Annotated in this window: 13 protein-coding genes; 5 read left to right on the forward strand and 8 right to left on the reverse strand. The window is 48.6% G+C overall.

Annotated features, from left to right (window positions below; translation table 11 throughout):
- Positions 1–124: 124 nt before the first annotated feature.
- Positions 125–985 carry a sulfite exporter TauE/SafE family protein gene (locus P2H89_RS20670; RefSeq protein ID WP_275830412.1) on the reverse strand — a complete coding sequence of 287 codons (861 nt, stop codon included), beginning with the start codon at positions 983–985 and terminating at the stop codon, positions 125–127.
- A 92-nt stretch (positions 986–1,077) separates the two neighbouring features.
- On the opposite strand from P2H89_RS20670, the gene P2H89_RS20675 reads away from it, so the two are divergent.
- The gene (locus tag P2H89_RS20675) at positions 1,078–1,677 is read left to right on the forward strand and encodes a ribonuclease HII (RefSeq protein ID WP_275830414.1); all 600 of its coding nucleotides are present in this window, start codon (positions 1,078–1,080) and stop codon (positions 1,675–1,677) included.
- A 15-nt stretch (positions 1,678–1,692) separates the two neighbouring features.
- Here P2H89_RS20675 and P2H89_RS20680 read toward each other — a convergent pair whose 3' ends face one another.
- A complete protein-coding gene (locus tag P2H89_RS20680; RefSeq protein WP_275830416.1) occupies positions 1,693–2,307 on the reverse strand; it encodes a GNAT family N-acetyltransferase in 615 nt (204 codons plus the stop codon).
- A gap of 37 nt (positions 2,308–2,344) precedes the next feature.
- Positions 2,345–2,956, reverse strand: coding sequence for an L-threonylcarbamoyladenylate synthase (locus P2H89_RS20685; RefSeq protein ID WP_275830418.1), 612 nt, complete (start codon positions 2,954–2,956; stop codon positions 2,345–2,347).
- A gap of 153 nt (positions 2,957–3,109) precedes the next feature.
- On the opposite strand from P2H89_RS20685, the gene P2H89_RS20690 reads away from it, so the two are divergent.
- Positions 3,110–3,997 (forward strand): cupin-like domain-containing protein, encoded by an 888-nt coding sequence (locus P2H89_RS20690; RefSeq protein WP_275830420.1) that lies wholly within the window; start codon positions 3,110–3,112, stop codon positions 3,995–3,997.
- Positions 3,998–4,825: 828 nt separating this feature from the next.
- On the opposite strand, the gene P2H89_RS20695 is transcribed toward P2H89_RS20690, so the two are convergent.
- Together P2H89_RS20695 and P2H89_RS20700 are read right to left on the reverse strand one after the other, a co-directional pair.
- Complete coding sequence (locus P2H89_RS20695; protein WP_275830422.1) at positions 4,826–5,857, reverse strand: 2-oxoacid:ferredoxin oxidoreductase subunit beta; 1,032 nt, start codon at positions 5,855–5,857, stop codon at positions 4,826–4,828.
- A gap of 69 nt (positions 5,858–5,926) precedes the next feature.
- Positions 5,927–6,274 carry a carboxymuconolactone decarboxylase family protein gene (locus tag P2H89_RS20700; protein ID WP_275830424.1) on the reverse strand — a complete coding sequence of 116 codons (348 nt, stop codon included), beginning with the start codon at positions 6,272–6,274 and terminating at the stop codon, positions 5,927–5,929.
- Positions 6,275–6,379: 105 nt separating this feature from the next.
- Here P2H89_RS20700 and P2H89_RS20705 point away from each other — a divergent pair, with 105 nt between their 5' ends.
- Both P2H89_RS20705 and P2H89_RS20710 read left to right on the forward strand, forming a co-directional pair.
- A complete protein-coding gene (locus tag P2H89_RS20705; RefSeq protein WP_275830426.1) occupies positions 6,380–8,533 on the forward strand; it encodes a S9 family peptidase in 2,154 nt (717 codons plus the stop codon).
- 132 nt (positions 8,534–8,665) lie between these two features.
- The gene (locus tag P2H89_RS20710) at positions 8,666–9,469 is read left to right on the forward strand and encodes a hypothetical protein (protein WP_275830428.1); all 804 of its coding nucleotides are present in this window, start codon (positions 8,666–8,668) and stop codon (positions 9,467–9,469) included.
- Positions 9,470–9,627: 158 nt separating this feature from the next.
- On the opposite strand, the gene P2H89_RS20715 is transcribed toward P2H89_RS20710, so the two are convergent.
- The 3 genes from P2H89_RS20715 to P2H89_RS20725 form a co-directional block, all read right to left on the reverse strand.
- On the reverse strand, positions 9,628–10,896 hold the full coding sequence (locus tag P2H89_RS20715; protein ID WP_275830430.1) for a peptidoglycan DD-metalloendopeptidase family protein: 1,269 nt from the start codon (positions 10,894–10,896) through the stop codon (positions 9,628–9,630).
- Between the two features lie 282 nt (positions 10,897–11,178).
- Entirely contained in the window at positions 11,179–11,550 is a 372-nt protein-coding gene (locus P2H89_RS20720; RefSeq protein ID WP_275830432.1) for a YccF domain-containing protein, read from the reverse strand.
- A 155-nt stretch (positions 11,551–11,705) separates the two neighbouring features.
- Complete coding sequence (locus P2H89_RS20725) at positions 11,706–12,014, reverse strand: RNA-binding protein (protein WP_275830434.1); 309 nt, start codon at positions 12,012–12,014, stop codon at positions 11,706–11,708.
- A 294-nt stretch (positions 12,015–12,308) separates the two neighbouring features.
- Between P2H89_RS20725 and P2H89_RS20730 the strand changes: the two genes are divergently transcribed.
- A complete protein-coding gene (locus P2H89_RS20730; protein ID WP_275830436.1) occupies positions 12,309–12,716 on the forward strand; it encodes a c-type cytochrome in 408 nt (135 codons plus the stop codon).
- The last annotated feature ends 79 nt before the right edge of the window (positions 12,717–12,795 follow it).

A 12,795-nucleotide genomic window follows, 5' to 3' on the forward strand; every position in this document is an offset into this window, starting at 1 on the left:
TGCAATGCTTACAACAATTCCTGTTATAAATTTAATGAATTAAGTATCGCATTCCTATTCTAATTTCTGCCCCTCCCCGCAGAATGAATGGTGCAGCATTGAGTTGTACAGATGGTGGAAGCTGTTAAGCAGAGAAGAAGAGTTCATGCACCAATACCAGTATTCCGATCGATAACACGAACCAGCCAAATACTTTACGGAGCGATCCGGCAGATATTTTATCGGAGAGTGACATACCCACAAAAATGCCGCCTATGGCGATGGCCGTAAAGCTCATCAACAGGGGCCAATGGATCTGATACTGGGCCATGGTGCTGAAAAAGCCAAACAAGGAACTGAAGGTCATGATGGTTAAGGAAGAGCCTACAGCTGTTTTCATCGGCACCTTGCCAAATAATACGAGGGCTGGGATAATGAGGAAGCCGCCGCCGGCGCCCAGTATACCGGTAATGATGCCTACCCCGGCGCCCTGCAGAAATAGCGGCAGCATTTTCCGGGGCTGATCACCTGCGGGTACGATCGTTAGCTGGTTGTTGCGGGCGTTACGGATCATGGAAATGGAGGTGAGGAGCATCAGCAGGGAGAACATCAGCATCAGGAACACCGGTTTTGTAACGGCGAGCGGGCCAATGTTGAAGAAGTAGTTGGGCAACAGCGGCACCAGGTGATGCCGGGCAATAAAGACAGACAACATAGAGGCGCTGCCGAATACGAATACCACGGGTATGTCGACCAGGTTCTTGCGATAGGCCCGTACGGAACCTACGAGACTGCAGCATCCAACTACGAATAACGAGTACATCGTTGCCAGTACTGGATCAACCTTCAGCAGGTACACCAATACCGGCACCGTTATGATGGAGCCGCCGCCGCCTATTAAACCAAGGGAGAGGCCGATCAACACTGCTATGATATAACCCGCTATTTCCATACTTTCCTGTCTTTCAAAAAAGTGCGGAAAGGTAAGGTTAGTTTCCGAGGTCACGCATCCCCTTTTCTGTGAAGTTGTGGGTAAATTAAATTATTCCTCCGGCGCGTATTTGCAGGCTTCCCTTATTTTTGGCCAAAGTTTTTACATTGCTCAAATCTTTTCACCAGGAGGTGTTTATTGAAGCGGGTTGCGATGAGGCCGGCAGGGGTTGCCTGGCCGGTCCTGTATTTGCAGCGGCCGTCATCCTTCCCAAAGACTTTTACCATCCTTTACTCAATGACTCCAAGCAGGTAACGGAAGAGCAGCGCTATGAACTTAGGCCGGTGATCGAAAAAGAGGCTATCAGCTATGCCGTCGGCATTGTCGATCACGAAGAGATCGACCTGATCAATATTCTCAAAGCTTCCTTTAAAGCGATGCACCTCGCCATCGAACAACTCAAAACAAAGCCGGAACTGTTGCTGATTGACGGCAACCGCTTTACGCCCTACCCTTCCATTAAGCACGAGTGCATCATCAAGGGCGATGGTATCTACGCTTCTATTGCTGCTGCCAGTATCCTCGCAAAGACTTACCGCGACGATTACATGATGCAACTGCACGAGGCCTTCCCTCAATACAAATGGAATTCGAATAAAGGATATGCGACGCTGCAGCACCGCAACGCGATCGGCGAACATGGCATGAGCCCCTATCACCGCAAATCGTTCCAGTGCCTGCCTTCGCAGCTGGAGCTCGATCTCTGATACAGCCTGATTATATCAATACATCATTTCGGGAAAAAAACTGGCTGCTCGCTCGGGCCATTCGTTCTTCAGCATACTGAAATAAATGGAATCCCTGCGGCGGTCGTGGTGCATCTGCATGTGGCTGCGGAGTACGCCTTCGGGGATCATGCCCACTTTTAAGAGGGCGGCTTTGGCGCGCTCATTGAGGTTATCGGTCTTGATCTCTACCCTTTCCATTTTCATGACGCCGAAGGCATAACTCAACAATGCGAACTTAGCCTGTTTATTGATGCCCATGCCAATATAATCAGGCCCCAGCCAGCTGGATCCTATTTCAAGCCGCTTGTCGAAAAAAGATATATTGAGGTAGCTGGTACTGCCGCAGATGGTTTTGGTGTCTTTATCGATAACCACGAAGGGTACCCGTTTGCCCTGTGCACGCTCGGTCAGCAGATCATCGATCCAATTGCGCAGTGCCTGTGCATCATCGAGTTCCTGCACAAAATATTTCCAGGTTTCCCTGGATTGGGCGAGTGGATACAGGGCATCGAAATCGGCCGGAGTGAGCAGGCGTAGTTTTACCCGTTGTGTTTCCAGTTCGAAGGTATCGGGAAATAGCCGTTGGTATTCTTTCAGGTATGGAGGCATGGCGATCGTACTATTAGGGGGGCGAATATACGGCCAATTATTCAGCTACCCATTCACCGGCACCCTGGCGTATAATCACAGGTTCTTCACCCGTACAGTCTACCACAGTAGAAGGTACCATACCACCAATGCCGCCGTCGGCTACTATGTCGACCAGTTTTTCGAAGTTGGCGTACATCAGTTCGGGATCGGTGTATTCTTCCACCATATCACCCGGCAACGTGGTACTGAGGATGGGGTGACCGAGTTCTTTGACGATAGCGCGGGCAATATTGTTATCGGGGACGCGGATACCGATGGTATCTTTTTTGCTTTTGAGGATCTTCGGCACTTCCTTGCTGGCAGGCAGGATGAATGTGTAAGGCCCCGGCAGGTAGCTTTTCAGCATCCGGTACAGCGGGGTCGATATACTTTTGGTATATTGACTAAGATCGCTGAGATCGTGGCAAATAAAGGAAAACTGGGCCTTCTGGGGATTGATCTGCTTGATGCGACAGATACGCTCGATGGCTTTTTGCTGGAAGATATCGCAGCCCAGACCATAAATGGTATCGGTAGGGTAAATGATCACTTCACCCTTGGCCAATCCCGACACAATGGTTTGAATATTACGGGGCTGTGGATTATCGGGATGAAGATGTAATAGCATACCGGTAAAGTTAGCGGTAAAAGTCAAAGAATCAGCAAAAAGCAGGTCCGCGGCGCAACAATTGGCCGCCCGCAGTTGTCAGATTATCAACATATTCGGCAAGGTCATTCCATGAATTTGTATTTAATATTAAATTAGCGCAAAATTTTGTCCATGCGTTTACAAACTGTTGATAGAGTAGATTCTATAGGAGGAGACGAGTTTCAGCAGCGCTTTTATAAACCGATGAAGCCGGTGGTCATCAGGGATCTGGCCAAGGATTGGCCGGCCTATCAAAAATGGAACTGGAATTTTTTTAAAGAAAAGGTAGGTGACAAACGGGTAGGCCTGTACAACAATGTGAAGAGCGATGCCTATACCCCCATTAATACTGCAGATGACTATAAGACCTTTGGCGAATACATCGATATGATATCCCAGGGTCCTGCCGGCTGGCGGATCTTCCTGTTCAATATTTTCGATCATGCGCCGGAGTTGACACAGGATTTTGAGTGGCCCGAGCATATGATGAGGGGGTTCGTCAAGAAGTTCCCGATGTTGTTTACGGGTGGGGCTACGAGCATCACGCATATGCATTTCGATATCGACATGTCGCATATCCTGCATACCCAGTTCCAGGGCAGAAAGCGGGTATTGTTGTTTCCCTTCGAGGAACAACACAAATTGTACCGCAAGCCTTTTGAAGTGTTGAGCCTGGCCGACTTTTCGAACTACAATGTAGATGGCAAGGTGGATTACAGTAAGTTCCCCGCCCTGAAACTGGCGCAGGGATATGAAGTGATCCTGGAGCATGGCGATACTTTATTCATGCCTGCGGGATACTGGCATCATATGGAATACCTCGACAGTGGGTTTGCGATGAGTTTAAGAGCTTTGCAATCTTCGATCAGTGGCAAACTACAGGGCGCCTGGAACCTGTTTGGGATGCGCAGTATCGACACGCTGATGAAAAAGACAGCACCCAAGTGGTGGTATGATTACAAGAAAGACAAATTGTACAAGGCTGCGGAAAAGGAAATGAGCTTTCATTCCGTTTCTTAGTAGTTTTAAAATAGATCCGAACCCTTAACTATTGCGCAATCAGGCGCCTGTTGATCGTGTTGCCCGCTTAATAAGAATAGTTGATCTATCTTAATAAATGGGTGCAAATACTCTATTCATTAAAAATTCTTGAGGAAATTATTGATTTTTAAGAAAACTGTGATTACTTTTACCCTGCTTATGTGCTGAACCACTATTCACACCTCCAAAGCATTACAATCTCCAATCTCCTCATTCCAACCATCCAATTTCCAGTCCTGTTTCATTTTCCGGTACTATCGAAAAAGAAAGAACAAGTTAGCCTTGTACCATATAAGATTGTCCGCGACCCTTATAAATTGATTTTACCTCTGTCACGTTGTTTACGACCCTGTGCGTTTTGGCCACCCAAATCATGTGCGTTGCTGTAGCCAAAACCATCTGCTCTTACTTCAAGGTATTAGCAGTAAAAATCAAAGTGAAGTATTAAAAGTGCTCATCTCAACAAGAAGAATTCCTCTTCCAGGCATACGTCCTGTTGGCTGGGCTGCTTTATAATCTCTTCACCATTTGTTGAAGAATCCAATTCAAGACCATTATCAGGTTCCTTTAAACTGAATTTATATATACTGAATATATAGTTACCTTCTTTCTTTTTGTGGTTTCAGAGGTAAGCACAGGCCGGCGATTTCCATCGCTGGCTTTCTTTTTTATAATGAATTACCCGATTCGGATTTGTAATAACTGACAGGGCAGTAAATACAATTGAGAGGCGGGGTCATTGAATGACCCGCACTCCGGTTATGCAATGTTGAAACGTTAGTAGGCTGGAGATCGATCGAAGCAGGATCAGGAAATTGTCCACGTTTCATGCCCACGCAAAAGTTTATCGAGATTACCCGCACCTTTTGATTGGATGACCTCCTGCAATTGCAACTCCATCATTTCCTCGTAACAAGGTCTGTCGGTTTCATAGAACACCCCGAATGGGCGGGGCAGGTGTCCGTCTATGCGCGGATCATCGAACATACGCACCAGCAGCTGCGCTTTATTGGAATCGCGCTCATCGTGTATCCACAGGTCATCGGCACCGGCACCATCGCCGAGGTCGACGATTACCGGCTTAAAGCCATCGAGCTTGATGCCTTTGTTTCGTTGTGCTCCAAAAATGAGCGGTTTTCCCTGCTCGAGAAAGAGGGTATTATCGGGCTTGGTCGCTTTTTCGGTGAATGGCTCAAAAGCTGCATCATTGAAAATGTTGCAGTTCTGATAGATCTCGAGGAAGGAAGATCCCTTGTGCTGGTGACTACGGACCAGCGATTCCTGCAGGTGTTTGGGATCACGATCCATCGTGCGCGCCACGAAGGTAGCATCGGCCCCTAAGGCCAGCGCTAGTGGGTTAAAGGGATGATCGATGCTGCCATAGGGGGTAGACTTGGTAACCTTCTGCTCTTCAGAGGTGGGCGAATACTGTCCTTTGGTGAGGCCGTATATCTGGTTGTTGAAGAGCATGATATTGACATCGAAGTTTCGACGCAATAAATGAATGGTATGATTACCTCCTATGCTGAGGCCATCGCCATCGCCGGTGACGATCCATACGCTCAGGTCGGGCCTGGCAGCCTTAAGGCCACTCGCTACCGCTGTTGCACGGCCATGGATAGAGTGCATGCCATAGGTGTTCATATAATAGGGAAACCGGCTGCTGCAGCCGATGCCTGATATGATCACTATGTTTTCGCGGGCAATACCTAGTCCGGGCATGATCTTTTGAACCTGCGCCAGGATGGAATAGTCGCCACAGCCGGGACACCACCGGACTTCCTGATCGGTGGCGAAATCTTTTGGTGTCAATATGGGGATCGATGCGGCTTCGCTCATATCCTAAATTTACAAAATTTAGGGCACCCGGCCTTTTTTGAAAGCCAGGGGCGAAAACAGCCGGATAAGCTACTGACCGCTCACCAGCTCTTCCCAATATTCTGCAGCGCGGCGGGTGTGCGGTACCACGATGGTGCCACCCACAATATTGGCCACGGCAAACACTTCATACATCTCGGCAGTGTTGACACCCAGCTCATGACTTTTGCCCAGGTGGTATTTGATGCAATCGTCGCAACGCAGTACCATGCTGGCTACCAGTCCCAACAACTCCTTGGTCTTTTTATCGAGCGCACCTTCCTCATAGGTATTGGTATCGAGGTTCCACAACCGCTTTAATACCAGGTTGTCTTTACTGAGTATCACTTCATTCATTTTAGCTCGGTAATCATTGAACTCCTGTACTAGCTGGCCCATAATTTTTCTTGTTTATTGTACAAAATTAAGAAAGCGCTGAATTCATCATTTACGTGTAATGTAAAACCCTATCTATTCGTACATTCAGCACTTCAAAAATGTTACATGATGAAATTTCTCTATTCGGGTATCCTCTTTGCCGGTTGCACGTTTAGCGCCGTGGCTCAATCGCCCAAAGAACCGGTAAAAATAACCGATATGCTGAAGATCAAAACAGCAGGCGCTGTAACAATCAGCAAGGATGGCAGTAAAGCGGCGTTCAATGTGATGACGATTGAACCCGACGGCGACAGCAAGACCGATTTCAAATACAATACCCAGGTTTGGATGGTGCCCACCGACGGCAGTTCGCAGCCCAGGCAGCTTACCAGCCGCGAAAGCGCCATGCAGCCCGCCTGGAGCCCCGACGGAAGGCAGCTGGCTTTTGTTCGTGCGGCAGACGGTAAATCGCAGATCTTCCTGCTTTCACTGGATGGTGGAGAGGCTGTTCAGCTTACCAAATTCAAATATGGCGCTGCTGCACCTGTATGGAGCCCCGATGGCAAGCAACTCCTGTTTGCAGCCAGCGTACCCTTCAAAGACCTGCTGAAAGACGCAGAACTGAATCCAGGTAAACAGTCGCCCCGTTGGCCGGCAGAAAAGCCTGGCTTTGCAAAAAATGAGCAACTCACAGCCGCTGAGGTTAAGGCTGATCCGGATGGCAGCCTCGATGAAGTGCGCGCCTACCTCGACAACAATGCCAACGACCGCAAGGCACGGATATTCAACAAGCTCAATTTCCTGGATGAGACGAATATCTCATCCGATATGAGTTTCAACCACTACTTTGTCGTGAATGCCGTGGCTGGCGCTACGCCTGTAGCGATCACCAAAGGTTTTTACCGGTTCAACGGTGCCGGCTTTACGCCCGATGGCAAACAGCTTTTGCTGGCAGGTGATGTGGACTCGCTGGAACATCCGGACCGCTCTTTGGAGAGCCAGCTCTTTTTAGTGAATACTAATGGAACCAATTTCAGGAAGGTGCTGGGCGAAGACGGTAAAGTATACTCCAATCCGCGCATTTCCCCATCGGGTAAATGGATTGCCTTTCAACACGGCACTACCTCATTCGTAAACGTACCGGCACTGGCCATCATGCCGCTGAACGGTACGGCTAAAGACATCGTCGATATCCCTTTCGACCGTAATAAGGGTACGGTTACCTGGAGCGCAGATGAGCAATTCCTGTATTTCACGGCGCAAAGCAATGGAGGTATGCCACTTTACCGGGCAGACATAAAATCCCGTAAGGTTGACCAACTAACCGATTATAACAGTGGCATCAGCAGCTTTGATATAACGGGCAATAAACTCGTGTATGTAAAGGCCGAAGTAGCGAATCCCTTTGAATTATACCTCGCTGATGCGGCCGCCAAAAACCCGAAGCGCATCAGTAATTTTAATGAGTGGGTGAACAACAAGCTGATCTCCCAACCCGAAAAGAAAACCTTCACCAACAGCAAGGGCATGACGGTTGAGTACTGGGTGATGAAGCCCGCCAATTATGTGGCCGGCAAAAAATATCCGGTGGTGCTGGAGATCCATGGCGGTCCTTCTGCGATGTGGGGACCCGGCGAAAGCAGCATGTGGCACGAGTTTCAATATTTCTGCAGCAAGGGCTACGGTGTTGTATACTGTAATCCCCGCGGCAGTGGCGGCTACGGAGTCGATTTTCTGCGCGGCAATATTAATGACTGGGGGGCAGGCCCTTCCAGTGATGTGCTAACGGCGCTGGACAAGGCGGTGGCAGAGGGCTGGGCCGATACCTCCAGGCTCACCATCACCGGCGGTTCCTATGCAGGCTACCTCGTTGCCTGGATCATTGCCCATGACCAACGATTTAAAGCCGCTTGTTCGCAGCGGGGTGTTTATGACCTGGCCACCTTTTTTGGCGAAGGCAATGCCTGGCGCCTGGTGCCCAACTATTTCGGAGGCTATCCCTGGGAGCCTGCCACCAAAGCTATCCTTGAAAGAGAGTCGCCGATCAACTACGTGCAAAACATGCATACACCCTATATCGTATTCCATGGCGACAACGACCGCCGCACCGGTTTCGTGCAGAGTGAAATGTTGTACCACAGCCTTAAAGCGCTTGGCCGGCCAGTTGAATATGTACGCCACCCGAATGCAACGCATGAGATCACCCGCAGCGGCGATAACCGCCAGCGGATCGATCAGCTGCTGCGTACCTGGGAGTTCTTTCAGCGGTATATCCAGTAGCATGTTGAGTGACGGTGGATACCCTTCAACCATTCAATTCTTCATTCCAACGGCATTTTAGGCATTGTGCCGATTAGGGCTGGTTGATTTACCCTTAGCAGAATAGCTTTAGGTAAATCAACCAGCTTTTTTATGGCTACCGGAAAATTATATATGGCGGTGTTTGTTGCGGCGTTTACGGCGCTGGTATCCTGTGGCGACAAAGATCCGTTGCCGCCGCCCGCCGCAAAGCCTGTAACGGACCAGTTTGATGTGCGCATACGGGACATCGTTGTAACCAATTCCCCATCTCCGTACTATGGCTTTACGTATAACGATTCGGGGTACGTAACTTCTCTCAACTTCGCCAGCAGCCTTTATATTTACCACTACTACTACAAGAACCAACGTATCGATAGTGTTACCAGCACTTCGACCGACGCGCGTTATCTATTGTATAAGTACACCGGCAAGCTGGTAACCGGCGTGGATCAATTTAATGATGCCGGGAAATGGCTTGTTGTCACTATTCAGTATGACCAGCAAAACCGCGTGAGCAAAATGACATGGCGGCAAAAGTCGGCCACTGAGTTTGACAAGGTGAGTGAGTTTACTTATTATGATGACGGCAATGTAAAACAATTGAAAAACACCTATCAGCCTGGCGGCATTACTTCGGTCGTGGACTATGAAGCTTATGACAACAAAAGGGGGGTAGACGGCTTTAGCATCTTCAAGGATTTCTGGGATCACGTGATCCTGTTGCCCGGAGTAAAGTTTCAGTATAACAACCCTGTTCGCATGAAGATCGTGAGTGGCCCCAATGAAAGAATAATCCGTCACGATTATGTTTACCGCGACTCATTGCCCATTGAGCGCAACTCGCATACGCAGGTAACTGGGGGGCCTTCGGCCGGACAGGCGTTTACGGGACACACTACATTCAGTTACTATTAATGAACCTACGTGCTTCTTCTCAAATATCGCAGGTGACCTTATATACCTGCAAAAAAGACGCTCTTGATTTCCCGTTCCCAAAAATCGAAAAGTGAAGCTTTTGTAGTAGAATAGGCCTCGAGGCAACGCAGATCACTTTAATGCCGTTGAGCGCTTTCTTATTTTATTTCCTCGATCCTGATGGCCTCGAGTTGCTGGCGCTGATCCTGTTTGTATTGGTCGAATACCAGCTGGGCCGATTGGGAGATGGGTTCGGCCGATGGGAACTTCTGTCTCAAAGGATCCACCTGTACATTGTTTTTCCAGAAGCGGTAACAAACATGCGGGCCGGTAGCGAGCCCTGTGCTGCCTACATAACCGATCACCTGCCCCTGGCGCACATGCTGGCCCCTCTTGGCAGCACGCCTGCTCATGTGCAGGTATTGAGTTGTGTAGGTGTTGTTGTGCCTGATCTTTACATAATTCCCGTTGAAGCGCGAGAAGGCCGACTCTATAACCACCCCATTGCCCGTGGCGATGATGGGCGTGCCGGTGCCGGCGGCATAATCGGTGCCGAGGTGCGCTTTCCATCGCTTTTGCACAGGATGAAAGCGCCGCAGGGTGAAGCGGGAGGTGATATGACTGAATTTAAGGGGTGCCTTGAGGAAAAAGCGGCGCAACGTTTTGCCCTGCTCGTCATAATACTCGCCCGGCTGGGTGCTATCGGGCTGAAAGAAGAAGGCATAAAAAGGTTCTCCGTCGTGCGAAAAGACTGCAGAACGAATGGAGCCCAGTTCTACCGGCTCATCCTTGATGTATTGCTGTTCGTATACTACTTTGAACCAGTCGCCTTCATGGATTGAATAGAAGTCGATGGACCAGGCATAAATATCAGCCAGTTTCATAGCGAGGCCGGGATCGGCGCCTGCCTTTTTAAATGTTTCGTACAGTGACCCTTCTATTTTACCGGAAGCCGTGAGCGAGCGGGTTGTCACTTCTCTCTTACCCGTATAGATACTGATGGAATCGCGCAGATCGTATACCACATAATCGATCGCATTCGGCTGGTACACGAAATATTGTGCTTTCTGCAGGCTGTCTTTGGTACAAAAAACGGTGTACTGGTTGCCGGCCCTGATATTGCGGATATCGAATACTTTTTTGGATTTAGCGGCCAGCAGGGCGATGGTTGGTTCTTCTACCTGGTAGAGTTCAAGTATGTTGGCCAGGAATTCATTGCGTTCGATGGTCTTTTCGATCACCGTAAAGGAGTCCACAGACAGGCCGAACTTTCTTTGCGGCACTGCGGGAGCTGCAGATGTAGTTTTGGCGAGTGTATCGGATGATGGAGGAGTTGCTTGTTGCTGCCGGTTCTTACAGGCTGTTACAGTCAAAACGAATAGCAAGAGTACTAAAATACCGGGGTGTACAAGGCTGGGTTTGTGCATGCAGGTTGATTGTTCGCGGTTCGCGGTTTAATAATGGCTGATTGCTATTCTATCAGTGGGCCCTGCCGCGTCCGTATGCTTACCTTCTTAAACAATCAACAAAAGACAATAGCGAGGCTTAATTCATTCATCTATGGGCAATAACGCAATGTCTGCGTTTTTCTTATTCCGGACAAAAAAGGGGGTCATTAAAATTCTGTGAAAATGTCCCCTTGTTCCTCGCGGTAGGTCGATGATGGGTGCCCAACCGGGGCACTAACCCCCCCTATCGTGCGCTTCTTGTTACCCTATAACCGTCCGGCTGAAAGGCATAAACGACAACTCCATCAGCTTCACGTGCTGACGGGCAAAGGGAATGCCGATGATCGTGATGAAAAGGATCAAAGCGAATACGAGGTGTACGAAGGCAGTGTACAATCCACCGCAAAGCAGCCATACGATGTTGGCAAACAGTGAAAGGCAACCGGTGCTTCCATCCCGGGGAACTATTTTCTTACCGAACGGCCACAACACAACGCCAGCGAGCTTAAAACACTGGAATCCCCAGGGTATACCTACAATGGTGATGCATAATACAAGGCCTCCGAAGAAATATCCGAGGGCCGACCAGAGGCCACCGAATACCAGCCAGATGAGATTACCGATTAGATTCATATAGGGGTGCAGGCTTTTGAAGGTGATGACTTGCAAAATAAAGGGTTCGGGGCAGGTGGCCAAAAGGAGAATCACGGCTGGCAGCCACCGCGTCATTGCACGAAAAAAGCCCCCGGTATCCCGGGAGCTTTGAACTATTATCTTCTAAAAAAAGATTAATAACGGTTGTTGTTGCTGCGGGAGAAAGAACGACGGTCGTTGTTACCACCACCGGTACGCTCTTCGCGGGGACGGGCTTCAGTAACCTTGATAGCACGACCTTCTACGATACCACCATCCAGTTCAGCGATCGCTTTGCGGGCAGCCTCATCATCGGGCATTTCCACGAAACCGAAACCACGGCTCTTGTTGGTGAATTTGTCAGTGATTACTTTGGCAGAAGAAACTTCGCCGTAATCAGCAAAAAAATCTTGCAGGTCTTCATCGGTAACATTGAAGCTTAAATTCGAAACATAAATGTTCATAACAAAAAAACTATTAAATTATAGAATGATCTGAGAAAAAAGCAGAGTAATAGAAGACTAACTAACTATTAGCAGATTTGCGTAGCAGACTACATCGTTCACTTACTAAATGCTAAACCTCAAATTGACGCCGCAAATATAAGAAGTTTTGCTTTGATATTTTATCACGATATAATAAACCTATGTTAAGCAAGTATCGGATGAGCTCGTCGTCAAATGTCAGAGAATTGTCACATTTCCCTCTCAGGAATTAGGGTCAATTCCTTATTTTCATCCACTAAATGACTCATTATTATGGTGTTTAACAAGAAGATGACTGTGATTGGTATGTTGGCGATACTCGTTCTGGCTGGCATTGCGGCAAGCGCCCCTCCTAAACCAACGTATAAAAACCTCAAGGTGCTGCCTAAGAACATTACCCACGACGAGCTCGACAAGGTAATGGATGAGTGGAAGGCTGCCCTGGGTGTACGATGCAATTATTGCCACTCACCCCGCAAAGACGACCCCAAAAAGATGGACTTTGCCAGCGATGATAAGCCCGAAAAGGATATTGCGCGCAAGATGTACCAGATGACAGCCCGCATCAACAAAAAATATTTTCACTACAAACAGGGCGATACTACGGCTATTGCACCGCTGAGCTGTGTTACCTGCCACCATGGAAAAGAGCATCCCGATAACGTTTCCGTAAAAAAATAATTCATAAAAACGTGCAACAAAAGCCCGTTTTGCTTCAACGCAAACGGGCTTTTTCGATTTTTTAAGGCCCTTTCCGCTA

Origin of the sequence: Paraflavitalea sp. CAU 1676, from assembly GCF_029223285.1 — a bacterium.
Lineage (GTDB): Bacteria > Bacteroidota > Bacteroidia > Chitinophagales > Chitinophagaceae > Paraflavitalea.

Coding starts and splice junctions, on each gene's coding strand:
- P2H89_RS20695 (WP_275830422.1), bottom strand. CDS start 5,857: ATGAGCGAAGCCGCATCGATCCCCATATTGACACCAAAAGATTTCGCC.
- P2H89_RS20680 (WP_275830416.1), bottom strand. CDS start 2,307: ATGCCTCCATACCTGAAAGAATACCAACGGCTATTTCCCGATACCTTC.
- P2H89_RS20730 (WP_275830436.1), top strand. CDS start 12,309: ATGGTGTTTAACAAGAAGATGACTGTGATTGGTATGTTGGCGATACTC.
- P2H89_RS20700 (WP_275830424.1), bottom strand. CDS start 6,274: ATGGGCCAGCTAGTACAGGAGTTCAATGATTACCGAGCTAAAATGAAT.
- P2H89_RS20685 (WP_275830418.1), bottom strand. CDS start 2,956: ATGCTATTACATCTTCATCCCGATAATCCACAGCCCCGTAATATTCAA.
- P2H89_RS20705 (WP_275830426.1), top strand. CDS start 6,380: ATGATGAAATTTCTCTATTCGGGTATCCTCTTTGCCGGTTGCACGTTT.
- P2H89_RS20715 (WP_275830430.1), bottom strand. CDS start 10,896: ATGCACAAACCCAGCCTTGTACACCCCGGTATTTTAGTACTCTTGCTA.
- P2H89_RS20710 (WP_275830428.1), top strand. CDS start 8,666: ATGGCTACCGGAAAATTATATATGGCGGTGTTTGTTGCGGCGTTTACG.
- P2H89_RS20725 (WP_275830434.1), bottom strand. CDS start 12,014: ATGAACATTTATGTTTCGAATTTAAGCTTCAATGTTACCGATGAAGAC.
- P2H89_RS20720 (WP_275830432.1), bottom strand. CDS start 11,550: ATGAATCTAATCGGTAATCTCATCTGGCTGGTATTCGGTGGCCTCTGG.
- P2H89_RS20690 (WP_275830420.1), top strand. CDS start 3,110: ATGCGTTTACAAACTGTTGATAGAGTAGATTCTATAGGAGGAGACGAG.